Raw genomic sequence first — 22,015 nt, forward strand, 5'->3', positions numbered from 1 at the left:
GTCAGCCGAAGTTTGAGTAGGCAACGCCGGTGGCGTCCGCGAACACCGTCACCACGGTGGCCGCTGAGTCGGCCAGCTGGCCGGTGTCAACGTCGCCGGCGCCGATGACGCTCTGGGACACCCAGGTGCTGCCGTTCCAGCGCTTCACCCGGCCGTCGGTGGTGTTGAACCAGAGGTCACCAACCCCCTCCGCCGTCGGCGCGCTCGATGCGTAAAACGTCGTCACCTTGCCATCGGCCGTTGCCTGCGCGCCAGCTGCGGCCAGGATGGCGTCGCCGATGCGGGTGTCGGCAGCGACAACCCAGATGCCCGTCACATAGACGTACTGCTTGTTGCCGTCGTTGGTGTCGAACCAGATGTCGCCTTCGCTCTCACCCTGGCCACTCGGCGGCGTGTCCTGGTGGAAGCTCTGGATCTTGCCGTCGGCAGTCGATTGCGCCGTGGCGGCATTGGAGATGGCCAGCGCTATGCCGCCATCTCTCACGCTCACCCAGGCGCTGCCGCTCCAGCGGTACGACTTGTTGCTGTCGTCGCTGTCCACCCAAAGGTCGCCAACGCTCTCTGCTGTGGGTGCGCCCGCCTGGAAGAAGGTGTTGACCTTGCCATCTGCTGTCGCCTGCGCGCCGGCCGCCGCCGCGATGGCGTCGCCGATGCGCGTGTCAGCGGCGACGACCCAGATGCCGGTCACATAGACGTGCTGCTTGTTCCCGTCGTTCGTGTCGAACCAGATGTCGCCTTCGCTCTCCCCCTGGCCGCTCGGCGCCGTGTCCTGATGGAAGCTCTGGATCTTTCCGTCCGCGCTGGCCTGGGCGTTGGCTGCCGCTTCAAGGGCATCAGCCGCCGCCTCGGCCGCGGCCGCAATGGCCGGCACGAGCGCGCTGTTGAGAACGGCATCGGCCTCGAAGTACTCGCGCAGACTGGGCTCGGTGCCGTCGACCACGTTGACCATCGGTCGGCCAAAGAGCTGAGTGGCATCGGGGCCGGCGTAGTACTGGTAAGCGCGATGCCCCGCCGCGCCGGCCGCAGAGTGGTTCCAGTTGTTGCCAGCTTGAACAGTGGCACCTGTCTTGCAGTCGTAGATCCCGGCGCCCGAGTGGCTGTTATTGGTGCTCCCGAAGGGAAAGACGAAACCAACGAACAGATACCAACGGTCGGTGGACATGGCGTCGCGCGCGCCAACAGCGAAATACGGATTTCCGTGGGTGTCGGTGCCGTTCAGGTCGCACACCGAGCTGGCCTGTACGCCCCAGTAGGCGGAGCCATGCAAGCCAGTGTCACGCACCTTGATTGGCACGACAAAGCGATGTGTCTTGCTAGGGTCAAGCGTCAGCGTGTTGGCAGCGTCCCAGCCGCCGCCCGAGTTGCCGTCACCCGTCGCTTCGCGGGCATACCAGACCACGTCGCTGCCGCCGCGTGGGCCGGCCCCGCCGACGACGTCCGTGGTGTAGATGAAGTTCTCTTCACCGTTGAACGCCCACGGAATGGCGGCGCCCTGCTTCCACCAGCTCACGTCAATCATGTTGTTGCGGATGGCGTCATCAGCCGGCCGGCCGTCCACGTCTGTCCAGTTCGCCGTATCACCGAGCACGCCGATTGAGTTCAATGTGCTCGCCGCAGCCCAGATGCTGGCCGCCACCAGCGCCGGCCCGCTGCCGGGGTTGCCGGTGTCCGGCGAGGCGCTCTCCAGCGTTCCGATGATCCAGTGCGTGGCTGCAGGAGTGAACGCGCTCCACCCGCCGCCCGTGGCCGCGTTGTCGTCGAACTCCCAGACGCCTGCGCGGCGCCGGGCCATCACGTAGTGGCGCAGGCCTGGGCCAGTGACGAAGGTGGCGCCGGCGCTGTCCCAGACGATGTAGCCCGCGACCGGGCCGAGGTTGGTGTTGAGTTGGCCGTTCGGCACTGTCGTGGCCAAGCCGTTGATCAGGATGGCACCTGGCGCGTCGACAGCAGCGCCCGAGCTGTTCCGGCCATGGATGTACGCCTCGCTGTAGTTGACCGCCCCCGCGAAGTCGTTGACGTTCAGCATGATCCCCAACGCCGAATTTGCCGGCGACAACGCGGCACTGCTCACCGCCACCGGCCCATAACTCACAGGGTCGCCCCGCAGCCCACTGCGGTCCACATCCGCTGCCCAGATCGTGTAGGTGCCCGGCGCAGGCCAAGGCCACCAGCAGCCCCGCTCATCGCTGGTGCCAGGGATCGGCGTGCCCGCCGCCCAGCTCGCGCCATGCCGGTACAGAGTTTTCGCGAAGTCCAGTTCCGTGCTCGGCGTCCGCGTGATCCGCATGCCACCGGGCATCACGGCCGCTGCCAGGCCAGCGACAGCAGCGGGGGCCAGCAGCTTGCCCAGGTGCAGCACCGCCTGGCTGCGCCAGTCGCTCGCCACGCCGATGCTGTTGCGCCACCGCGCTCGCACGATGAAGAGCTGGCCCTCCTCCAGCCCCAGCAGGAAGGCTTCCGTGGCCGCCCCACTGGCCTCCGGCGCGCGCTGCCAGGCCGCGTCCTGGTCGCGCCGGTATTCGATCTGCAGCGCCCCGCCGTTCAGCACCAGCGCTTCCTCGCTGGCATCGCAGTTCACCCGCACCCGGCTCACGATCGCGCCGTCTGCCTGCTGCACCAGCGTGGCCGTGCCGCTCTCCACCACCAGGTCAATCACCGGGGCCACCACGTATGGGTTGGCTTGGTGGAACGCCGGCGACTCCAGCGCCGCCGGCGGATCGTCCACCTCGTCATAGGACGCCTCGACGTCCTGCGCCAGCGTCAGCGTCACCGGCTGGCCCAGCCGGTAGTCCCGCTTCTCAACCCGAAACCCCGCGTTGGTCATCTGGAGCACCGAATTGCTGTAGCGCACGCGGTTGCCGGTCCGCAGCTTCAGCGCGATGCGCTTGCATGGCACCACCAATGTCCTGCCGCGCGCGCGCTCAGTGTGGATCCGCGCCAGGTTGTGCGCCCGCCAGCCGGCATTCGTGAACGGTAGGTTCAGCGGCGTCCACAGCTCTTCGCCGTCCGCCTCCACGTAGGCCGCGTTTTGGTACGGCACGAAGTCGGTCAGCTGGTTCTGGCGCTCCGGGTCGTAGAACTGCCCGCGCACGCCGTTGAAGGCAGCCAGCTGCGACTCGTCGGCCACGCCTTCCACCGAGCCCGCGTTCTGCGCGTCGCCCAGGTCCATCACCGGTGCCGTCCACGCGCCGGCCTGAAGGTGCCAGGCGCCGGTATAGGTGGCGAAGCCCGCCATGCTCTGGCACAGCTCGGTCAGCGTCGTGTCGGGGTTGCTGTCCGTCGTGAAGGCGCCGTTGCAGGTGTAGCGCTTCTCACCAGGGTGCAGCGTCAGGCCCTCGTCGCACACATTGGCGGAGGCAATCACGCTGCTCTCCACCACCTGGCTGGCCAACGCGCGCTTGCCCCACTCCGCCTGAAGGAAGTCGTCAATGCAAAGTGAGTTGTTGTCCGTCCAGGCCGTCACGCCAGTACGCCGGTCGAGGATCTTGCGGCCGCGCACCCGCGCAGTCATCTGCGGCGGGCCGCCCTGAAATTCCGGCTTGTTCAGGTCCAGCCGCACGACGCTGTAGCAAAGTCCCAGCCCGCGGTCATCCCAGGTCCAGTCGGGGTAGCACTCGGCCACCGTCAGTGCGTCGGCAGACTGGTCGGCTGTGCCCAAATGGTGCCGCACCCGCAGTCGCGATGAGCCGGTACCGGAGTCCAGCGTCACCCGCACCGTCTTGCCGGCCCACGCGGCCACCTGGCCAGCACCCACCGCCAGCGCGTTGCCGGCCACCGACACCTGAGCCGGCCCCAGCACCGGCCCACCCTCCACGCCGGCTTCGCGCAGCGACACCACGCGGTTCCAGCCCAACCAGTGCGCAAAGCCATCAGGCACCTCGTCTTCCAGCGTGGCGTGGCCCGCGCCGTCCAGCGTCACCGTGGTGGTGGTAACGCTCGTGCCATCTTCGTAGTAGTCGCCTGAGACGACGTTGCCGTCTGAGTCGAGCGTGCCCACCGACACGCCGTTGATCAGGAAGTCCGTGATGGCATCGCACTCGTGGGCCGCCCACACGATCACCACGTGCTTGAACTGATCCTTGTCCCCAGTCGTAAGCGTGGCGTGGACGGTGCCACCCACCACGGCCTCGCCGTACACGATCTGCCACGGTGCCTGCGTCGACATGATGTTGACCGTGCGGTCCTGCAGGTTCGCGTTGTAGGCGTCGCGCGACTGGTTGCGTGCCCGCCTGGCCGCCTCGCGGGACGAGACAGCGCCGTAGACCGTGACGGCGATCATGATCACCGCCTGCGCCACCGTGATGTAGGCCGCTGCGGCCGCAGCCGCGTACACAGCCACCGCCAGCAGCGGTGGCATGGCCATGGCTGCGCCGGGCACTGCCAACAGCAGGAGTAGCAGCCAGCGCATCAGACCCGCCACGCCCGCACTGCCCGCGCTGCCGGCTCGAACGCCAGCCCCGTCGGCCCCGGCGCCGCCGCCAGTTCGCCCCAGCACACCGACAGCACATGCTCAGCCCCCTGCGCCAGCCACAGCAGGTCACCGCGCTGCGCAAGCGTCGGCGCGATCTCCTCGAGGCCGGCCCTCGCGATCGCAGCCGGGATCCCGCCAATGGCCTGTGACTGCCGCAGCGCTGCATGCACGCTGCGCCTCGGCCCGCGCAGCTCGGCCAGCAGGTCCAGGTTTCGCACGGCCAGCACCGCGTCCGCCGCAAAGCTTGCGCAGTCGTTCGTGCCCCACGCAAACGGCGCGTCCGAGCGGCTCAGCATCAGCGCGCTCAGCGCATGGGCCCAGTTGAGAACGCGCGCCATCAGTCCCTCGTCTGGAAGCGCTTGGTCAGCCACACCTGCGGCTGCCCGATCATTCGTTCCTGCCGGCTCAGGAAGGTGTCGCCCGGATGGCGCGCGATGTGCTGCGCATGCGTCAGGCGCAGCGACGATGCCGCCCGCGTGTCGCGGCCCGGCATTTCGCAGCGCATCACCGCGGCCGCGTCGTCGTCGGCCTCACCGGTGCCGGTCTTGAACCGCACCTGGTCCATCAGCCCCGCCCAGATCACCTCGGGGTCGCCGGCGGGCTGCAGGTCATCGTCCAGCAGCCCCTGCCAGATCGTGATCGGTCGGCCCCGGTAGGGCGCCGAGGGCCCCAAGGCCAGCGCCAGCGTCGCCGAGTTGGCCACGTTCAGCTGCACGTCCACGGCCGGGTATTGCAGCTCCTCGGCTTGGGACACGACGCTCACACCCACCACCGGGCCCAGGCCCTGCCACGTGTATCCGAAGTGGTCGCGAGAGTGCGTCCAGTTCGTGACGCGTTGCGTGCCCGTCGTGAAGTCCATCTGGATCAGCAGCAACGGGGCGGCATGCGGCGCTGCCAGCGCTTCGTCGCGGGTCGTCATGGCCGCATGTCCTCTTCAAAGGTCAGCGTCAGGTCCTTCACCTTGGCGCCGGCCTGGCCCCAGATCGGTGGCTCTGTGGTCATGATGAAAGTGCTCGTCGGCTTCACGAGCGTCAACGCTGCGCCTACCGCCGCCTGTGCTCGCAACGGTGGTTCGAACAGCGCCACGCAGCGACCGTCGGCGTCGCTGTTCATGGACACGCTGAGCTTCTTCAGCTCACCATTGACGGCGAAGTAGCTGCCCGCCAGCAGGATGCCCGCGGTGCTGGCCGTCCAGCCTTGCAGCTGGAGAGAGCTGCCCGCGCTGGCGACGCGCACAGTCGGCGCTCCGGTGGCCACGCCCAACGGCGCCTCACGCCGCCAGTCCCAAGCCCTCGTACGGTTCACGCGGCCGCGCAGCCGGTCGATGTGCGCCTCCCAACCTGGCATCTCGCTCAGCTTGCGCGGGCCCAGCGTGATGCTGAACTTCCAACGCGGCGCACCCATCGTCTCCGCATAGCTGGAGCCATCGAACGCGCTGCGCCCGGTGAGTTGGGGCACGATCAGCCCCCACTCAACCGAAGCGGGGCGCAGGGGTTCGGGCCAGTCGAAGGTCTGCATGCCCGGCATGCTGGCCCGGCAGCGCCGACAAATGCAGGGGCCTTCAAGCCCGTCCCAGGCCCGTGCTCAGGCCTGTCGCCGGTTCATCATGTCCAGCAGCTCCACGTGGCCACTGCGCACGGCCCGCGAAACGAGCTGCTGCACTTGCGCCTGGTCAGTGCGCGCATCGATGTTGATCTGAGGCGCGTAAAGGATGCTCGTGCCGCCGCCGGCCTGCTGCCGGCTGCTCGGCGCGCCGCCGTTCGGCGTCACGAAGCCGTCCTTCCCGCCCATCATCAGGTAGGTGCGGTTGTTCACCGTCAGCAGCTCGGGGCCCTCTTCGTTCACTTCGTGCAGGCTGCCCGCGCCGGCGCGGCCGCCCGAGGCCAAGCCGCCCAGCAGGCCACTGTTCGTGAACAGCCCCTGGGCCACATCGCCCAGCATGCTCCACACGCCGCTGCCGGCGCCTGCCATGCTGCCTGCGGCAGACGCGACGCCGCCGCCCGCACCGCTCGCCGCTTCCACGCCCAGCGCCGCAGCCACCTGCATCAGCGCCGCGGTGTTGGCCTGGAGCATTGAGGTGTTCAGGGTCCGCGCCGCGGTCTCGGCTGTGTCGCCAGCACCGCCGCCCAGGCCGAGCAGCTCCGCAATGCCGCCGCCCACCTGTGACAGCGGCTTGGCAATTACCTGCTTGAAGAACAGGTCGCCTGCCTGCTGGCGCACGAAGTCGCCCATGCTGGCCAGGCTCAGCTTGCCGGTACGCATGTATTCGGCCCAGGCCGAGCGGCCGCTGGCCAGCCACCCGTTCTGGAACTCGTCGAAGCTCTCGCGCATCAGCCGCACATGGTCATCCCAGGCGTCCAGCTGCTTGGCCCATTCAGGCTTCAGCTCCTCGGTCAACTGCTTGGCGCGCAGAACGATGGCGTCGTTCTTCTGCTGTTCAGCCGTCAGGATCTGCTCGCGCACGGCCGCGGCCTGGTCAGGGTCTGCCGTCTCCAGTCCAGGCAGGCGCGCCTTCAGCCCGGAGAGCTGCTCGGCGTAGAAACGGTTCAGCTCCTCGATGTCGAGGCGGGCCTTCGCCGTGGCGCGGGCATAGGGGTCGGCGATCAGGTCCGCCGCCGCGGCCGCGTTGGCCTGGCGCTGCTGGTCGTTGAGCTGCGCCAGGGACTGGCGCCGGCGCTCAATGTCGTCGAGCATGCGATCGGTCGCCTGCGCACTGGCGTTCGCAACGCCACGCTGTCCCGCCACGTCAGCTTCGCTTTGTTGAGCCGCCAGGCGGGCCCGCTGTGCACGCAGCTCGATAAGCCGCGTCTCCGCGTCGATCTCCAAGGCGACTCGCTGCCCGGCCAGGTCGAGCATCCGCGCCTGCTGCTGAGCCTGCTCGGCGGGGTTCTCCGCCTGACGCCGGCTTTCCGCCGAGATCTGGACGTCCAGCGCCTTCTTGCGTGCGTCTGCCTGGCGCCGGGCAGCAACCATCTCGGCGTCGACGTTGGCCACCTCTACGGCCAGGCCTTCGCGCTCCAGCGCGGCCCTCCGTTCGTAGTAGTCGGCCAGGCTCGCACCGTCTCGGTTGCGCAGATCCTCCAGCGTCGCCATCTCGGCCGCGAGCACGCTCTGCCGGCGCGTCGCTGTGGCTTGAGAGCGTGCCAGGTCCTGGGCCGCTTGTGCCTGTCGCTGTACCGCAGCCGCGCCGGCCTGCGCAAGCTCGATGGTGATCCCGGCTTCGACGTTGGCTCGCTCCCTGTCGCGCAGTTCCTGCTTGCGTTTGGCCACTTCCTCCGCGTCCTCTGCGCTCCCAGACTGCGCTGGAGGGGCGGCATTCACCCAGGCCGCCTGCGCAGCGGCACCGCCTTGCATGAGGTTGAACATGCGCTGGATCAGGCCGATCCCTTCGCGCGCGTCCGCCAGCTTCTTCTCCACGACGCTAGGCCGGCCGATGTCGGCAAAAGCATCCCATGCACCCTTGGCCGCGTCGCCAGCGGCGCGCCAGCCGCGAGCGATCCAGCCCAGGTCATCGCGCAACTTCGTCGTGCGCTCGTCCATCGCGGCGGCATAGGCCTGCTGGGCCACTGCCCCCGCCTCACTGAACTTGCCCTCTGCCTGTAGCGCGCGGATGTGGTCATAGGTGGCGGCCGTGAGGTAGTTCAGCCCTCGGTTGAGCCGCAGGCTGGCTTCCAACGGGGCGCGGCCGAGCTCCTCAAACCTGGCCGCGGTCTCTGTGACTGGTCTGTCCAGCTCACGGTCCATGTTCACGGCGGTCGCGGTGAAGGCCTGCAGGTTGGCCCGCGCGATCTCGCCCGATGCGGCAAGGGCAGCTATCGCCTCGGCCGCCTGGCCCTGCGTGCCCACGCTCTTGCTCACCTCGGCCGCCATGCTGGCCAGCTCGCCCCGCGTTGTGCCAAGGGCATTGCCGTTCATCACGATGGCCTGTGTGTAGGCGTGCGCTTCGCGCTGGCCCTGCACATGCGCGGCCAGCAGCAGGCCAGCCCCAGCTGCGGCGCCGCCCATCGCCACTCGCCCCAGCGTCAGTGCGCCAGCCATCTCCCGGAACATCGGCGCGATGCCACCGAACGCGTCTTTGATCTGCGGCCCCTGCTGAATGGCCACCATCCAAACCGGCGTGCCAGCGGTCAGCTGCGTGGTGATGTCGGAGAGCTGCGCGGGCAGCATCCGCCAGGCGGCCGCCGTCTGCTTGGCCGAGACTCCAGCGCGATCCACCCCCTGCGTGTGGCGGTCCAACGCTGGCTTGGCGCCGTCCGCCTTCTTGCCCAGGTTCTCGACCGCCTGGCCCGCCAGGTTGATGCCTGAGGTGGTTTCCGGCACGCCGGTAGCGCTCAGCCGTATCCCCAGGTCCTCGGTGTTGCCAGCCATGTCAGGCCCCCTTTTCCATCGCACTGAGCGCTGCGTTCTCCATCTCCTGCAGATGGCCGAAGAGCCGCCGCTTCTTCTTGAAGCCGCCCAGCCGCATCACCACCTCGGCCGCGTCGTACCGCAAGCCCTGCAGGCGCCCGCTCCAATCCTTGCGCCACTGGGTTTCCAGTCGGATGAACAGGTTCAGCACCGGCCAGTTCTCGGGCCACACGACGAACGGCGGGCCGCCGGCGAGCAGGTCGGGCGGCGTGGTCTCGCCGTCCTCCTCGTCCTCGTCCACGCAATCCTGCTGCGCCAGCCAGGCGGCCGCTTTGTCGGGATCCACACCGAACTTTTCAAGCTCGGCGCCGCGCTGGTCTTCCACCTGGCTGCGCCGCTGCTCAGCCACCCAGCGGCGGGCGGCGTCTACGCGTTTTTTCTGGCGGCAACGCCTCTCATGACGCCCACATAGGTGCTCACGATGGCTTGCCGAACCATTGGCGAGGTGAGCAGGTAGTCCAACGCCGTGGCGCTGAATGGCACTGCCTCACCCGCGGCGTTCGTCAGCGCTGGCCAACCCACTACCACCCGCCTGGCGATGTCGGCATCGCTCAGCGGCGCCTCATCCTTGGCCAGGCCGATGCCGTTGAAGCGGTCCAGCTCGGTCTGGTCGACGGCCTGGAACTGGAGCGGCAAAGAGGCGAAGCGGTAATCGTCGTCCGCCACCAGCGGCACCCTGACGGTCCAAAGGAAGGCAGGCAATGCAGCGCCGAGGACGAACGCGGGCAACGGGGCTTGGGTCTGACTCATGACATGGGCCTCAGGTGAAGCTGAGCGTGAAGGCGTTGCGCACCACGTTGCCTTCGCAGGCGAGCATGGCCTGGCCCTGCTCATTGCTCAGCTTGGGCTTGAAGAACTGCGCCTTGGTCACGGCCAGCGTGACGATGTTGCCCGCGGCTGCGCCGTGAGCGACGGAAAGCGGCGCTGCCAGGGCGTCGCTGATCAGGCCACCCGCGCCGAGCAGGTTCTTCGTGGCTACCAGCGGCAGCTCGATGTTGCAGCTGCAGGTGCTCGCGCGGTCCACGATCGTGACGTCTTCGCGCCCAGTCAGGTTGCGGTACTGGACGTCGTTCCCCGCTGCCAGGCCGAGCGAGCTCATGAAGGCCGCGTAGCCGTCGAAGCTCAGCGTGGTGTTCGCCTTGTTCACAGCCAGCGGGCGCGGCAGCGTGGGCAGCGTCGGCGCCGGGATACCGCCGCTGTCGGTCATGGGCGAGCGCAGACCGGTGAACTTGAAGCTGATCAGCGCCTGCTTCTTGGCGTTGTACTTCAGCTCAAAGGTGCCGCGCAGGCCGGTCATCTTCTGCAGCACGCCGTCCATGTACCAATAGATCGTGGCGCTCTCATCGCCGCTGTCCACGGGGCTGTAGACGACGCTCACGCTGGCCGTCGTCACCTTGGCCATGCCGCAGGCGCGCAGCAGCACGTCGAAGTTGGGCGCGGTGCCGGCGGCGCCCGAGCCGCGCAGCGGCACGTCGAAGCTCAGCGTCGACGAGATGGCCGCCACGATCTTCTCGTCCATGCCGAACGTGTTGCTCACGGTCGACTGGTCGTCGGTCTGCATCTCGACAGGGTTGCAGTCGATGTCTTGGGCAGCCACCCAGTTGGCCGCCGCGGTGGGCGTGGGATCCGTGGCATAGGTCGTCTCGACCTTGGCCAGCAGCATCTGCAGCTTGGCTTTCATGGCGGCTTACTCCTGTGGGTCCGGCGCTTCGTCCGGGTGCTCGTCGTAGTCGCGCGCCAGCGTGCCGTCAGGCAGGCGGACCCAGCAGCCGCCGGTGCTCGGCAGTGGCCCTGCGGCGGCAGTTGCTGGCGCTTCGCCAGGGGTCGGTGTGGTTGCAGTCACGGCTTGGGCTTTCGGCTTTGGGCGAAGCGCCATGGTGTTCTCCTGGTTGCGTCAGATGTAGAGGGCCTGCAGCTCCGCCGCCACCCAGCCCACTGGGCATTCCAGGCCGCGACTGAAGGTGATGCGCTTCACGTAGACGGCGTCGAGCGGCGCCGGCTTGGCCTTCTGGCACCAGGCCAGGATCTCGGCCGTTGCTGCGTGCTCGAGCTGCTCCAGTTCCTCGGTGGTGGCGCCCTCAGGCGCCAGCAGATAGGCCACGATGGCGAAGTCCTGCGTGCCCTGGTCGTTCTCGTGCCCCACCACGCCGTTGAAGTTGCCGGCGCCCTCTGAGATGAGCGTGAAAACGCCAGCCCGCAGCGCCTCGTCGCCGATGACGCCCAGGTCCTGTAACCCGCGCATCACCTGCCGCGCCGGCAGGAACGCCGCCAGGTCGACCTTCGCGGCCGCCATGGCCTGCTCGCAGAGGTTCACTTCGTGCTCCGCTGCGCGTTGAATGCCGCCACGCCGCGCTGCACGGCGCCGGTCAACCTGTTGTGAACAACAGGCCGGAACGCGTCGGCCGTCGGCTTGACGTAGGGGTGGGCCCGCAGGCCCTTCAGCTTGACGTGCCGGCTCAGCGCCATGTACCTGTCGCGGAGATCCAGCTCCTGCTCCTGGCGGCGCGCGCTACCCGTTCGGCCCAGGCGCGTCCACGGCATGACAGGGCCGGCCGCGCTGCCGTTGCGCTGGTTGGCCCGGAGCCACGCCACGATGCCAGCCGCGGCCGGGTCGAAGAAGCGCGGCAGACCCTTGCCCGGCTTACGGCCCTTCTCCACGGGCAGCGCATAGTCCTCATGCGGGCCGATGAACCAGCTGTAGCCGCCGTCCGGATCGGCGCGGGTGCTGTTCGTCAACGTGGTGCGGAACTTCGGCGCCTCGATCCGCATGCGCGCCGCAATCGCCGGCGCCAGGCCGTCCAGCTCGGCGCGCAAGCTGATGCGGATGGCCGACTCCGCATTCCGGTACCGGCGCGCCACCTCGGGCGCGTTGTGCTGGATGCTCACCGCGCGTCCTGCCACTCGCGCAGCAGCTGCTGATACAGCGCCGCAGGAGTGCTGTTGCGCGGCGTGCCACTGAAGCCGTCGCGCACGCCCACCGGCTTGTTGATGTTGCGCATCGTCAGCTCGCGCATGGCCTCCGCCTGCGCGCGCAGCAGCAGCAGCGGCCGGTCAGCGGCCCCGATGGTGGTGGCTGCTTCCGTCTCGCCCACCAAGTGCTGCGCGAAAAACCAGAAGCGGAACGTGCTGCCATGCGCGGCAAGGTGCAGGGCCGTAGGCGCCGGCTCGAAGCACAGCTGCCAAGCCGCCGCCTGGCCCTCTACGCGGTGCCGGGGTAGCGCGCCAGGGTATCCCGGCTCCCAGGGCTTGATCGGTGCCCGCAGGCCCCACAGCGGCGACTTGAGCTGCACGAAGTCCGGCAGCGCATCGAGCGCGTACACGTCGACGTCCGCTGTCAACAGCACCGTGCCCAACTTCGTGCGCGGCCGCTTGTCTTGCATGGCCTGGGCTGCGATGCCTAGCAGCCGCTTCCAGTCGCCGTCGCTGGCAGCGTTGAACACCGACGCGGAATCGTGGAGAGACCTTTTCAAGTCCTCCACGAGATCCACCTGGCTCATCGTGCCGGCCACGGGGCTGCGCTCCTCAGGTCGGCGCGCCGGCGGCGTCGCTGGCCCGCTTGAGCTGCGCCGCCGCGATGGCGTCCAGCACGGTGACGCGCGGCGGCTCGCCCGTCTCCTCGATCTTCGCCAACGTCTCCAGGTCCTCGCGGCTCAGCTCGGCCAGGCGTTCCTTGATCTTGGCCACGCTGAGCCTCTGCAGCTCGACCAGCTGCTCCGGCCAGGCCGGCGCGTTTGCGCGGTCCGGCTCAGGCTCAGGCTCGGCAACGTCGAGCGGCGGAAGGCCCGCCTCGTCAACCTCGCGGCCGTCGCCTGGCGCAATCATCTTGCCGCCGACGAAGATCGCCTCGGCCGTGTCATTCGAAACGTAGCGGGTGCCCATGTCTTGCTCCTGTTGCCGTCCAACCCTGCCCGTCGCCTTGACGGGCAGGGGTCGACTTTGCGGCGGGGGTTATGAGGTCAGGAAACGCGGGCGATGCGGCCAGCGGCGCTGTACAGGATTACCGAGGTGTTAGCGTTCTTCAGCTGAGTGGGCGTGTGGCACACGATGAACTGATCGCCGTAGTTCTCCTCCGCGCCAACGAACAAGCCGTTGCCGTCTCGAGCCTGCTGCGGCGTGCCTTGCATGCTGAAGGCCTTCATCATGCGGAAGCGCGTGTTGCGCGACTGGCCGATGACGATCCGCGTGTCACCGGTGTCCAGGCCTGGCGCGCGGGTGTTGAACGCCGGGATGCCCTTGATGATGGCCAGGCTGCCGTCGGGGTTCAGGCCGTAGCCCGGCCGCGAGGCGTTAGCCTGGAAGGTGGTGGCCTGGCCCAGCGCGTTGTCCACGGCGCCGCTCATCAGCAGCATGTTGGCGTTGTAGTAGCGATCGTTCTCGATCACCACCTTGCGGCTGCCGATCAGCGTCAGGCCACGGTCGTACACCAGGTTGATGGTGTCCGGGTTGGCCTGGATGTCGATGTTGAACTTCGCCGCGTTCTGCGAGTAGGAGCCCACGATGCTCAGCACCCAGCCGTTGGTCGGGGTCTGCAGCACGCCAGCCTCATTGACGAAGCGGAACTCGCCCAGGTTGTAGTCGGCCACGTAGTAGAGGCCAGCGGCCAGCGCACCGCCGGTGTACTCGGCGCGCGGCACGGCATTCAGCGTCACCACCAGCGGGTTGACCGTGGCGCCCTGCTGCACGCCCTTCAGGTCGTACACCTTGCGCGGCCGCACGATCGGGAACTGAGTGGTGACGAACACGCGGTTCGCGCCATTGACCTGCGCCGTCAGCACGTCATTCAACGCTCCCACCAGTGCCTCGTCGGACGAACGCACCACCTCGTTCTGGATCACCTTGTCGGTGTCCTCGCCCACGATGCGGATGATGTTGCGCACGTTCTCGGCCAGCGGGTCGAAGTCGATCGCCGAGGCGTTCAACAGGTACTGGACTTCCTTGGTCAGCTTGTAGGCCAGCTTCTGCGGCAGGGGGCGCGTTTCCTCGCTGGTCTGGATGACGCCAGCACGTTGGATCGGCTGGTTCTCATAGGTGCGCAGCGACGCGGTGCCGGCGGCCGTCAGGTCCCGGTAGCTGTAGGGGATGTTGACGACGTTGGCGAAGCCCACGGTGCCGACGTCGACGAAGTTCAGCCCCACCAGGTTGTAGAGCGCCTCGCGCAGCACCGTGCGCTCGAAGATGGCCGGCACCGAGGTGTCCGACGTCATGCCCGTGCCGGCGGCCAGCATCTTGTGCTCCTGCACCAGGCGCGCGCCGTGCTCCGCATCGAATTGCGCCAGGCACTTCTCAGCGTAGGTCTTGTTCTGCTCGAGCAGCTTGCCGCCCGTGCGGGCGTAGCGCTCGGAGTCAGGCATGCCCTTGAAGCCCAGCCGCGCGTCCACCTTCTCCTGCAGGGACTTGAGCGTGTTGTCCTCGATCGTGATGTGCACGCTGCCGGAACCCGGGCGGAAGCCCAGCGTGGCCAGCTGCATCGCGGCGCTGGTCTTGTGCGCCTGGTTGAGCAGCATCGTCGCCAGCTGCTTGACCTGGTCATCGGTCATGAAGTCACTCAGCAGCGTACCGGCCTCGGTGGCCAGCAGCTTGCGCGTGTCGGCGTCCAGAGTGGTGTCGGCCTCGATCGTGTCGCTCAGCAGCTTGGCCTTCGCGGTGCGCTTCGCGGCTGTCTCGGCGGCCGCCGTGGCCTGGGCGGCCAGCAGCCGAGCCACCTCGGCCTGCACGCCGGCGGCGTCGAGGCCGTTGCCCATGGCCAGCGTGATGCTTGCGCCAGATGACCCGCCCAGGCGCTTCACTTCGGCGGCCAGCATGTCGCCGGCGGCTTCGAAGGTTGTGACCACGGCAAGGCACTTGGCCTCGTCCTCGGCCTGCGCGGCCAGCTGCTTCTCGGCAGCGGCCAGGATGGGGCGGATCTGTTCTTCGGTCAGGCCCAGCGACAGCAGTTTGGTCTTCAGGGCGAGCAGGTGCTTGTTCATGTCGAACTCCAGGGACTTGATCAGTTGGGGATGCACGGCGAGGCGATACGTCTCGTCCGCGTCGGGGTCGGTGCTCAGTTGCACCGGGTCCAGGTTCTTGATAACCGGCCGTGTCGTCAGGCCGGCGCCGAGCAGCACACATCCATGTGCATCGCCCTTTTCGTTGTCGCGCCAGTCCTCGTGGAACTCGGCCGAGAGGTACGCGAAACCACGCTCCCTCACTGCTTCCATTCCGAACGGCGTCCACTCCACCAGCGCGCGCAGCTTGTTGCCCACCACGGCCAGTTTCAGGAACTTCGCCGCCGAGCCGTCCTGCGGCTTGTGGGCAACGTCCGTGAAGATCTCCTGACCCACCACGCCCGCATCGAAGTTCGCCACCATCTGCGCAAGCATGGTCGGCGTGATGTCGAAGCGGCCGTAGCGCGGGTCGGTGAACGAGCCCGTGCGCGTCACGGTCACCCACGAAGTCTTGGCGCCCTCCGCCAGCTCGATGCGCGTCGACAGATACCGCACCCGTCCAGGTGCAGCGTCACTGCCTTCGTCGAGCAAAAAGTGGCGCCCCGGTCGCGATGACCGGAGCGCCGAAGACCCAGCGGGGTCGGAGACAACCAGGGCTTTCATAGTGAAGCCATGGTGTTCCGCGTCGCACGACAAATGCAGGGGAGCAGGAAGCCGCCTCGCTGCTCGAGCGCTGGCGGCTGAAGCCCAAGAGACCGGCCTAGTGGTCTGTCAGGTTGGCCCGCGCTGTCAGCGCGTCCTGCAGTGCGTCCAGCGTCCCCAGCGCCACGAAAAGCGGCGGGGTGGTGCCAGGCACCGGGACCATCATTGCGGAGGCGCCTGAGGCGTCAAGGTGCGCCATCGCTGCAGCGATCAACGCTTCCTTTGTCTCTGCGCCGGGTATCCAGTCCGAGGAAATATATGGTTCGGTCATCGCCGGTCGCGGCAAGTGGCGTTCCCACGGTCAGTTCTTGGGAAGGGTGTCGGGCTCCAACCTCAGACCCCTGCGTGCAAAAATCGAGCGTGACCGACAGCAAACTAATACTCCGCCTGCAGGCGGCGCGGCTCGTTCTGGAATCAATCCGGGAGGAACGAGATGCGCTGCTTGAAGAAATGAAGGCCGCTCCGAACAACCCAGAGCTGCGCGCCGACTATGCCGCCACGGGGCGCAAGGCTGCTGCAGCTGTCCTGGTAGTTCAAGAAATGGTCGAGCGGTTAGAGCAGGAGAGCAAGCCGAAGCACTGAAGCTTTATGAGCCTTGGAAGCATCGGGCCGCGGGCTGTGGAATGGTGATCGCACAGGCAGAGATCTGAAAAGGGCCGCCGAAGCGGCCCTGGTTAGGCATTGCGGCGACGGGAACAACCCAGCACGCCGGCCAGGCCTAGGGCGTACAGCGCATAGGTAGCCGGCTCAGGGACTGATGCAGTGAACGTGATGGCGTTGAGATAGGCCTCATCTTTGCCAACGACCATGCAAGAAATCGCGGCGCAGCTGGGGTCCAACGAAGGGGTAAGAAAGTTGCCGGAGGTTTCGGACAGCGCCACGTCGATTCTCAGGCTCTTCACATTCAGGGCAGCGATGTCGAAGTAGAAGAATCCCTCCGTCTTCGACTGCGTGAGCAGCACCGCCTGTGTGTCGAGGTCCGTCAACGTGTACGTGTGCGTGAGAACCGGATAGGAGAAGCGCAGCTGCACATCAAGCGGATCCGCACGAAAGTAACTGACGATGGTGGACTGAAGTTGAAAGTCGAGGGCAGCAGGCGCACTCATCGTGAACGAAAAGCTCCGCACGCCTTTGACCTTGTCTTCGACCGGCACGAGGTAGGCGGAGAAGCACGTAGCCTGTGGGTGCAGCGGGCACGACCAAGACGTCACCTGGTCCAAACCGTAGGTCGGCCCGTCGTACGTGACGGTTAGCGGATTGGGTGTGTTGAGAGTGACCGACGCGGCCGATGCCGCAGAGGCAAGCAAACTAGCCGTGACGGCTGAAAGGGCGGTGCGAAGGACGGACATAGGGAGGCTCCGATAGAGGGGGCCTTCAGTCTTGCACCGCATCATGACGTTAGCCATTGCCAAGTATGGGATTCGCGGAGGGGGCTGGGAAAGCCGATCAGGTCAGCGACCATGGATGCAAAGGCAGGGGAAGGGGATCGGGCAAGAAAAAGCCCGCCGGGTAAGGGCGGGCTGAGGAGGTGATGTCGACGAGGGTTTCGACACTTAAATGTGAATCCGGCAGCCAACTTTCGGGCGGCTTCTAGCGACGCCTCCACTGCGGCGGACGGGGCTGGTAGTTGGGCTCTTCGCCAGGGGAACAACGGGAGATCCAGCCATCTCGCTCAGTCTCATCGAATATTGTCACGATGACTTCTTCATCAAGCGAGTGTTCAGCGGTCATCTGAGTTGTCCAATCTACCCAGCGAACGCCCTGCTCTGTGGCGTACAGCTCGACCGTCGTTGTCAAATTTGCGACCAAGCGACAGCGAAAAGAGATCATCCCTGGCCCCAGCGCAGTGACCCACACAGCATCAGGCATCAGGTCAAGGTGATGGATCGCCACTTGCTGCATGACGAAGTTCTCACTCAAGTAACCGGGCGGAGAAGATATTTCTCGGAAATCTGTTGTGCATGGAGTAAAAATCGCGTGCAAGTGGTGCCTCAATCCGTCGACGGTCGCGCGGTCCGAGGCCAAGGCCGTAGCTCTGGGAATTGCTGCGACACGGGCGAGGACGTCCTGGCGCTGATCGAGTGCTTCCATCGCTCCCGAAATGGATGCGAAGCCGTGGAGCCGCTCGGTGGTTGAACAGTAGTTCAAGCAGCCGTTGTCATTAGTTGCGACGGCGATATGCAGGTTTTGCGCGATGGCATGTCGATTGAGCGCAATCAAGGACAGAGCATCCGGAAATTCCTCCTTCTTCGAGGACTCGAACGGTGGATGCATTGCTTTGTAGCGAGCCAAGCACTCGACAGAGTCATCGCCAATCACCTCTACAGATCGCATGCCAACCGTCTTGCAAAAATCCTCCCAAACCTTTTGTGCTGACGGCAGCCGAGCAATGTCAATCTTGAGCGCGTCCACCAGTTGCTGGAAGGGAGCTACACCAAGTCGGCCCAAGCGGTAAGCGGCATCGCGCAACGGCTTTACCCGGTCTTCCAACGTCAGGTCTAGGTGGCGCAGCGTCTCCCTCTCCCATACTGACGTGGTGAGAACACCAATCCCTCCTTCCGACATTCTGCGCAGTTCGCCAAGCTTGCCGAGCTGAAAGCCATCAGGGTCTCCAGATGGGGGACCCCCGATCAGTTGGGTATCCACAGCAATTGCCAAGGATCCAGCGCCACGTTCCGCCTCCATCGCGGCAACAAGGCTGGCTCGCGATTCAACGCTCATCTCCGCATTCCTCTTTTGACGATTTCTTGGCATGCGCGCAGCATAGGCGCCTTTCCCGTGGCTGTTAGCAACGCGCTGCTGGCAAGACCGTTCATCGCCTAGAAGCCCATTCCCGTCAGTTTCGCGGCCCGCTGCAGGGGATGGAAAAAGGGCCGCCGAGGCGGCCCCCGCTTGTTAGACCGTTCGGCGACGTGAGTAGGCGAGCAAGCCGGCTAGGCCAAGGGCGTAGAGCACATAGATGGACGGCTCAGGAACCGCCATCACTTGCAAGCCCAAGGAGAACTTGCTCAGCGCCAGGCTGTCGTGCCCCGGAACCATGCAGCTGAAACTCGCGCAGTTCGGGTCAAACGACGGCGAGAGGTAATCCCCTGCCTTGAAATTGGCAGTGAAATCCAGATGCACAGAATCTGGAGAAAAGGCATTGCCATTGCAGACGGTCTGCTGGTAGCAAACCGTGCTCTCGTAGCCAGACACGGTCAGTGACTGCACGAGTGAGCTGTATGAAAACCGCAGCTCAGGACTTGAAGATGGAAGTGCCGCCGCACCACCTTGGTTAGTGCGCTGAGTTAAGACGTAATACCTGGCCGGGGTATTTTCTGAATCGAACAAGGACGTCGGGAATTCGACCTTGCCCGTGGTTAAGTTGATGAAGCTGATGTCGAGGCTGAGGGACACGCTAACGTCTTCCGCCGTCAACGGAACTGTCGGAGTGGCGCTCACCCCAACGCCGAGAAAATACGGCGGGTGCCAGCCAAGCAATTCCTCATTGAATGTGCTTGCGAAAGTGAAGTCAGCGACGTTGGAGGAATAGGCGCCCTGCACTTTGTACCCATAGCCAGGAAGGGTCGCAAAAACTCCGGAATCTGAGAAAGTGCCAGTCCCAGCAAAGGCCAGGGCCGGCAGGCAAAAAAGAGCAGCGAGCAGACGTTTCATGGTTTCTCCCATCGCCGCAAAAGCGCGGCGTTCACCTTGTACGTTCAATCGGTCCAGTAGCGTCGACGGCGGGCGGCCGAACGCTCATTCAAGGGATGCTGGCTAGGCCGGCAGGATGTCGATGGTCAGGAGCCCGAAGTCGATGACGGCGGCCATGTCCTTGTTGACGCCCGTGATCTCAGCGCGCAAGCGCAGATTGGTGATGCTGGTCCCCAGCGTGATCCGGTTCGTCTTGAACACGTAATCGGTGAAGTTGGCGTGCGACAGCGCCTCGTTCGCCGCATTGAAGAGCGCCGTGAAGCTGCGCGTGCCGTTCGAGTCCGTCACTGCCACGTAGAGGGTGAACTTTCGAACGTTGGCCATGCTGGCGGCCGAGAGGGTGAAACTGCCCTGAATGACCTGCCCCGGGCTGACGTCTGCCTGGTGCGGGCCGCCCACCACCTCCACGACCGGCGTGCCGGCGTTCGCGCCTGCGGCAATCGTGAGCCGCATGTTGTTGCCGAAGCCGTCTGCCCGCGCCACAAGCTGGCATGTGACAGCCGTTGTGCCATCCGAGTAGCTGCTTGCGGTGCCTGCCCGAACCGTGTAATCCAGAGGCGCGCCCGCGAGGCCGCCCGCGCCGGCACTGGTCACATTCGATGCGGTGATCGTGCCGCCGTTATTGACCAAGAGCGGGTTAGATAGAACCTGACTGGCATAGGTCGCCGTCAGGTTCGCCACCGTGTTGTTCTGAGAGATGGCGGCGATGGGTGAGCCAACCAGGAGCGGCAACACCTGCGCAGCAAGCTCAGCGCCACCAGCTCGCGCGCCGACGTTGTTCGGGTGGAGCGAGTCGTAGGCCATGCCTGCGGCAAAGCCTCCGCTGGTCGCGGTCTTGTCGACCATGGTCTTGTACACATCAACCAGCACCACTCCCGAAAGCGTGGGGGCCGTCTTGCGAACCCAGTCAGCGATCTGCGTCACTTGAGCGGCGACGGTGGCGGTCGGCGCATATGGCGTGGGAGTGATCCAGACGACATAGGGGAACAGCGCGCGTGCGCGATTGACCATCCAGAGCAGGTTCTCTTTCGTCAGAGCGAAGCTCACCGGCACATCAAAGCCGCCGAGCGGGTCGTTCACTCCGCCATTGATAAAGAAGAACCGAGCGAGGCCGGCCCACGGCGTGATTTCGGCCTCAAACCGAGCCCGCATCTGCGATGTGGTGTTGCCGCCGATACCCGCGTTGTAAAGGCACCGGAGGCGGCCACCCATCATGGCGTTGCCCATGATGAGGTAGGACTTGTCGAAGTTGTTCAGCCCCGACGTGATATTGGGTCCGCCGTTGACCTCCATGATGGAGTCGCCCATGCCGACCCATTCATTGCCGGTTCTCCCAGCCCCTGACATCGGGGAGACCTCCACCCCGTTGGCGAAAAGTTTGTTGGTGAGGGGATCTAGCGCGACTGGAAAGAGCGGCGGCTTTAGGGGGTCGGGGACCTCGATGAGTCTGCCTTCGCCGGCCTGCAGCAACACGCCGGAGATGAACTTAGCTGCGTTGGTGGTGTTCTCGATCCAGGTCTTCGTCATGCGGCCCCCTACGACTTAACAGAGTCGAATTGGGACCGAGCACGCAAGACATTTGCAGTGTTCAAACTGCGCGCCCGACTGGTTCGCAGCATGCACAGGTCGGGGCCGTCAGTCTCTTGTCAGGCGACCTTTCTCAGCGGAACTCGCGAAATCTTGAGGCTCTCGGTTCGCAGGCTGCACAGGACGGGGAGCCAAATCAGAAGCCTCATTCGCGAAAGCGGGTGGGGCTTTTTCTTTGCCATTCGTCGCGCGCTTCGGACGTGAGCCTGCGGAAGTCGAGCTTGAACATCTAGAGAAAAGGCGTCCGTAGCATTGCGGCATGCACCAACACCCGCGCACGATGCACATCCGAGCCTCGACATCGGACCCGCTGAAGCATTTCTGCCGTGAGAGGCCGCTCATCAAGCTCGCGGCACTCCTCATCATCCGCGCGCCCATGATCCTTTGGAGCGTGACGGCCGCAGCAACCGCAATAGCCAAAGCGCTGGGTAGCTGGTAGCCAGTCTTTTCCTTGATGCGATGGTGCGGCCAGGGTTTGTACTCTGAGGTCGCCTCGCTAACGTTTTGATACGCTGACCCCAGGGGGTAGGTCATGTCATTGCCGTACCGAACTGCGGAACAGACGCGGTCAGACAACGTTGCCGTGATGGGCGAAGAGGTCGGAAGGATCTACAGCGCCCTCTGGCAAGAAGTTGCGTCAATTCACAGGAAGTGGGGGCAGTACGTCGCGTTGTACGGCACGAGCCCGTCACGAATCGATCTACTGAATGAGACCGCCCCTTCATTCTTCCGCACAGTTCAAGACTCGCTCTGGGAGAGCGTGCTTCTTCACCTCGCACGCTTGACTGATCCACCAAAGTCAGCAGGCAAAGAAAACCTCTCGATTAGGCGGCTTACACAGGCTGTTGCCGCAACCCCGGCCAGCTCAACGATGGCTGCACTGGAAGCCTCCGTTATTGATTCCACACTATTCGCTCGTGATTGGCGCAATCGAAAGCTGGCGCATCGCGACTTGGAATTCGCTGTGGAGCGCCACGCAGATCCGCTGGCCCCCGCGTCTCGCGCCTCGGTAAAAACGGCGCTTGCAACGCTTACGGAATTTATGAACGCGTTTTCAGAACATGCTCTCAACTCAACAACGATCTTTGACATGAATGACGATGGAGTGGACGCTGTGTCGCTCCTATATATCTTGAGAGATGGTCTAGTCCATGACAAGGAAAGACTCGCAAAAATAAAGAGCGGCGAACTAAGCCATACCCATCTGCATCAAGCGCAGATTTAAAAAACA

21 protein-coding genes are annotated in these 22,015 nt (G+C 65.5%); 2 read left to right on the forward strand and 19 right to left on the reverse strand.

Annotated features, from left to right (window positions below; all coding sequences use genetic code 11):
- Position 1 precedes the first annotated feature (1 nt).
- The 15 genes from AC0IZJ_RS05230 to AC0IZJ_RS05300 all read right to left on the reverse strand — a co-directional run bounded on the left by AC0IZJ_RS05230 (position 2) and on the right by AC0IZJ_RS05300 (position 15,703).
- Entirely contained in the window at positions 2-4,408 is a 4,407-nt protein-coding gene (locus AC0IZJ_RS05230) for a phage tail protein (RefSeq protein WP_471847368.1), read from the reverse strand.
- Complete coding sequence (locus AC0IZJ_RS05235; protein ID WP_471847370.1) at positions 4,408-4,809, reverse strand: DUF6950 family protein; 402 nt, start codon at positions 4,807-4,809, stop codon at positions 4,408-4,410. The genes AC0IZJ_RS05230 and AC0IZJ_RS05235 overlap by 1 nt, the downstream gene beginning before the upstream one ends.
- Positions 4,809-5,390 (reverse strand): hypothetical protein, encoded by a 582-nt coding sequence (locus AC0IZJ_RS05240; RefSeq protein ID WP_471847372.1) that lies wholly within the window; start codon positions 5,388-5,390, stop codon positions 4,809-4,811. Before AC0IZJ_RS05240 ends, AC0IZJ_RS05235 begins: the two co-directional genes overlap by 1 nt.
- On the reverse strand, positions 5,387-5,989 hold the full coding sequence (locus AC0IZJ_RS05245; RefSeq protein ID WP_471847376.1) for a hypothetical protein: 603 nt from the start codon (positions 5,987-5,989) through the stop codon (positions 5,387-5,389). The genes AC0IZJ_RS05240 and AC0IZJ_RS05245 overlap by 4 nt, the downstream gene beginning before the upstream one ends.
- Before the next feature lie 66 nt (positions 5,990-6,055).
- The gene (locus tag AC0IZJ_RS05250) at positions 6,056-8,839 is read right to left on the reverse strand and encodes a phage tail length tape measure family protein (protein ID WP_471847378.1); all 2,784 of its coding nucleotides are present in this window, start codon (positions 8,837-8,839) and stop codon (positions 6,056-6,058) included.
- A gap of 1 nt (position 8,840) precedes the next feature.
- Positions 8,841-9,203 carry a DUF1799 domain-containing protein gene (locus AC0IZJ_RS05255; protein WP_471847380.1) on the reverse strand — a complete coding sequence of 121 codons (363 nt, stop codon included), beginning with the start codon at positions 9,201-9,203 and terminating at the stop codon, positions 8,841-8,843.
- A 41-nt stretch (positions 9,204-9,244) separates the two neighbouring features.
- Complete coding sequence (locus AC0IZJ_RS05260) at positions 9,245-9,628, reverse strand: hypothetical protein (protein ID WP_471847382.1); 384 nt, start codon at positions 9,626-9,628, stop codon at positions 9,245-9,247.
- A 10-nt stretch (positions 9,629-9,638) separates the two neighbouring features.
- Positions 9,639-10,559 (reverse strand): phage tail tube protein, encoded by a 921-nt coding sequence (locus AC0IZJ_RS05265; protein WP_471847384.1) that lies wholly within the window; start codon positions 10,557-10,559, stop codon positions 9,639-9,641.
- 6 nt (positions 10,560-10,565) lie between these two features.
- A complete protein-coding gene (locus AC0IZJ_RS05270; RefSeq protein ID WP_471847386.1) occupies positions 10,566-10,721 on the reverse strand; it encodes a hypothetical protein in 156 nt (51 codons plus the stop codon).
- A 51-nt stretch (positions 10,722-10,772) separates the two neighbouring features.
- A complete protein-coding gene (locus AC0IZJ_RS05275; protein ID WP_471847388.1) occupies positions 10,773-11,192 on the reverse strand; it encodes a hypothetical protein in 420 nt (139 codons plus the stop codon).
- Positions 11,189-11,764, reverse strand: a complete 576-nt coding sequence (locus AC0IZJ_RS05280; RefSeq protein ID WP_471847390.1) for a hypothetical protein — start codon at positions 11,762-11,764, stop codon at positions 11,189-11,191. The genes AC0IZJ_RS05275 and AC0IZJ_RS05280 overlap by 4 nt, the downstream gene beginning before the upstream one ends.
- Positions 11,761-12,348 (reverse strand): hypothetical protein, encoded by a 588-nt coding sequence (locus AC0IZJ_RS05285; RefSeq protein ID WP_471847392.1) that lies wholly within the window; start codon positions 12,346-12,348, stop codon positions 11,761-11,763. The genes AC0IZJ_RS05280 and AC0IZJ_RS05285 overlap by 4 nt, the downstream gene beginning before the upstream one ends.
- Before the next feature lie 52 nt (positions 12,349-12,400).
- A complete protein-coding gene (locus tag AC0IZJ_RS05290) occupies positions 12,401-12,757 on the reverse strand; it encodes a hypothetical protein (protein WP_471847394.1) in 357 nt (118 codons plus the stop codon).
- A 77-nt stretch (positions 12,758-12,834) separates the two neighbouring features.
- Positions 12,835-15,357 (reverse strand): phage protease, encoded by a 2,523-nt coding sequence (locus AC0IZJ_RS05295; protein WP_471847396.1) that lies wholly within the window; start codon positions 15,355-15,357, stop codon positions 12,835-12,837.
- A 205-nt stretch (positions 15,358-15,562) separates the two neighbouring features.
- Positions 15,563-15,703, reverse strand: coding sequence for a hypothetical protein (locus AC0IZJ_RS05300; RefSeq protein WP_471847398.1), 141 nt, complete (start codon positions 15,701-15,703; stop codon positions 15,563-15,565).
- 161 nt (positions 15,704-15,864) lie between these two features.
- On the opposite strand from AC0IZJ_RS05300, the gene AC0IZJ_RS05305 reads away from it, so the two are divergent.
- On the forward strand, positions 15,865-16,086 hold the full coding sequence (locus AC0IZJ_RS05305; protein WP_471847400.1) for a hypothetical protein: 222 nt from the start codon (positions 15,865-15,867) through the stop codon (positions 16,084-16,086).
- A gap of 92 nt (positions 16,087-16,178) precedes the next feature.
- Here AC0IZJ_RS05305 and AC0IZJ_RS05310 read toward each other — a convergent pair whose 3' ends face one another.
- The 4 genes from AC0IZJ_RS05310 to AC0IZJ_RS05325 all read right to left on the reverse strand — a co-directional run bounded on the left by AC0IZJ_RS05310 (position 16,179) and on the right by AC0IZJ_RS05325 (position 20,724).
- The gene (locus tag AC0IZJ_RS05310; protein WP_471847402.1) at positions 16,179-16,853 is read right to left on the reverse strand and encodes a PEP-CTERM sorting domain-containing protein; all 675 of its coding nucleotides are present in this window, start codon (positions 16,851-16,853) and stop codon (positions 16,179-16,181) included.
- 241 nt (positions 16,854-17,094) lie between these two features.
- Positions 17,095-18,225 (reverse strand): PIN domain-containing protein, encoded by a 1,131-nt coding sequence (locus AC0IZJ_RS05315; protein WP_471847404.1) that lies wholly within the window; start codon positions 18,223-18,225, stop codon positions 17,095-17,097.
- Between the two features lie 174 nt (positions 18,226-18,399).
- The gene (locus AC0IZJ_RS05320) at positions 18,400-19,158 is read right to left on the reverse strand and encodes a hypothetical protein (protein WP_471847406.1); all 759 of its coding nucleotides are present in this window, start codon (positions 19,156-19,158) and stop codon (positions 18,400-18,402) included.
- A 102-nt stretch (positions 19,159-19,260) separates the two neighbouring features.
- Positions 19,261-20,724 carry an SGNH/GDSL hydrolase family protein gene (locus tag AC0IZJ_RS05325; protein WP_471847408.1) on the reverse strand — a complete coding sequence of 488 codons (1,464 nt, stop codon included), beginning with the start codon at positions 20,722-20,724 and terminating at the stop codon, positions 19,261-19,263.
- 592 nt (positions 20,725-21,316) lie between these two features.
- Here AC0IZJ_RS05325 and AC0IZJ_RS05330 point away from each other — a divergent pair.
- Complete coding sequence (locus tag AC0IZJ_RS05330; protein WP_471847410.1) at positions 21,317-22,009, forward strand: AbiU2 domain-containing protein; 693 nt, start codon at positions 21,317-21,319, stop codon at positions 22,007-22,009.
- Positions 22,010-22,015: the final 6 nt, after the last annotated feature.

The sequence above is a fragment of the Roseateles sp. AC306 genome, assembly GCF_979253795.1.

What these genes read in the sequence shown, in the direction of transcription:
- AC0IZJ_RS05330 (WP_471847410.1), top strand. Translation starts at nt 21,317, where the DNA reads ATGTCATTGCCGTACCGAACTGCGGAACAGACGCGGTCAGACAACGTT.
- AC0IZJ_RS05260 (WP_471847382.1), bottom strand. Translation starts at nt 9,628, where the DNA reads ATGAGTCAGACCCAAGCCCCGTTGCCCGCGTTCGTCCTCGGCGCTGCA.
- AC0IZJ_RS05290 (WP_471847394.1), bottom strand. Translation starts at nt 12,757, where the DNA reads ATGGGCACCCGCTACGTTTCGAATGACACGGCCGAGGCGATCTTCGTC.
- AC0IZJ_RS05320 (WP_471847406.1), bottom strand. Translation starts at nt 19,158, where the DNA reads ATGAAACGTCTGCTCGCTGCTCTTTTTTGCCTGCCGGCCCTGGCCTTT.
- AC0IZJ_RS05315 (WP_471847404.1), bottom strand. Translation starts at nt 18,225, where the DNA reads ATGAGCGTTGAATCGCGAGCCAGCCTTGTTGCCGCGATGGAGGCGGAA.
- AC0IZJ_RS05250 (WP_471847378.1), bottom strand. Translation starts at nt 8,839, where the DNA reads ATGGCTGGCAACACCGAGGACCTGGGGATACGGCTGAGCGCTACCGGC.
- AC0IZJ_RS05265 (WP_471847384.1), bottom strand. Translation starts at nt 10,559, where the DNA reads ATGAAAGCCAAGCTGCAGATGCTGCTGGCCAAGGTCGAGACGACCTAT.
- AC0IZJ_RS05300 (WP_471847398.1), bottom strand. Translation starts at nt 15,703, where the DNA reads ATGGCGCACCTTGACGCCTCAGGCGCCTCCGCAATGATGGTCCCGGTG.
- AC0IZJ_RS05235 (WP_471847370.1), bottom strand. Translation starts at nt 4,809, where the DNA reads ATGGCGCGCGTTCTCAACTGGGCCCATGCGCTGAGCGCGCTGATGCTG.
- AC0IZJ_RS05245 (WP_471847376.1), bottom strand. Translation starts at nt 5,989, where the DNA reads ATGCAGACCTTCGACTGGCCCGAACCCCTGCGCCCCGCTTCGGTTGAG.
- AC0IZJ_RS05325 (WP_471847408.1), bottom strand. Translation starts at nt 20,724, where the DNA reads ATGACGAAGACCTGGATCGAGAACACCACCAACGCAGCTAAGTTCATC.
- AC0IZJ_RS05230 (WP_471847368.1), bottom strand. Translation starts at nt 4,408, where the DNA reads ATGCGCTGGCTGCTACTCCTGCTGTTGGCAGTGCCCGGCGCAGCCATG.
- AC0IZJ_RS05310 (WP_471847402.1), bottom strand. Translation starts at nt 16,853, where the DNA reads ATGTCCGTCCTTCGCACCGCCCTTTCAGCCGTCACGGCTAGTTTGCTT.
- AC0IZJ_RS05240 (WP_471847372.1), bottom strand. Translation starts at nt 5,390, where the DNA reads ATGACGACCCGCGACGAAGCGCTGGCAGCGCCGCATGCCGCCCCGTTG.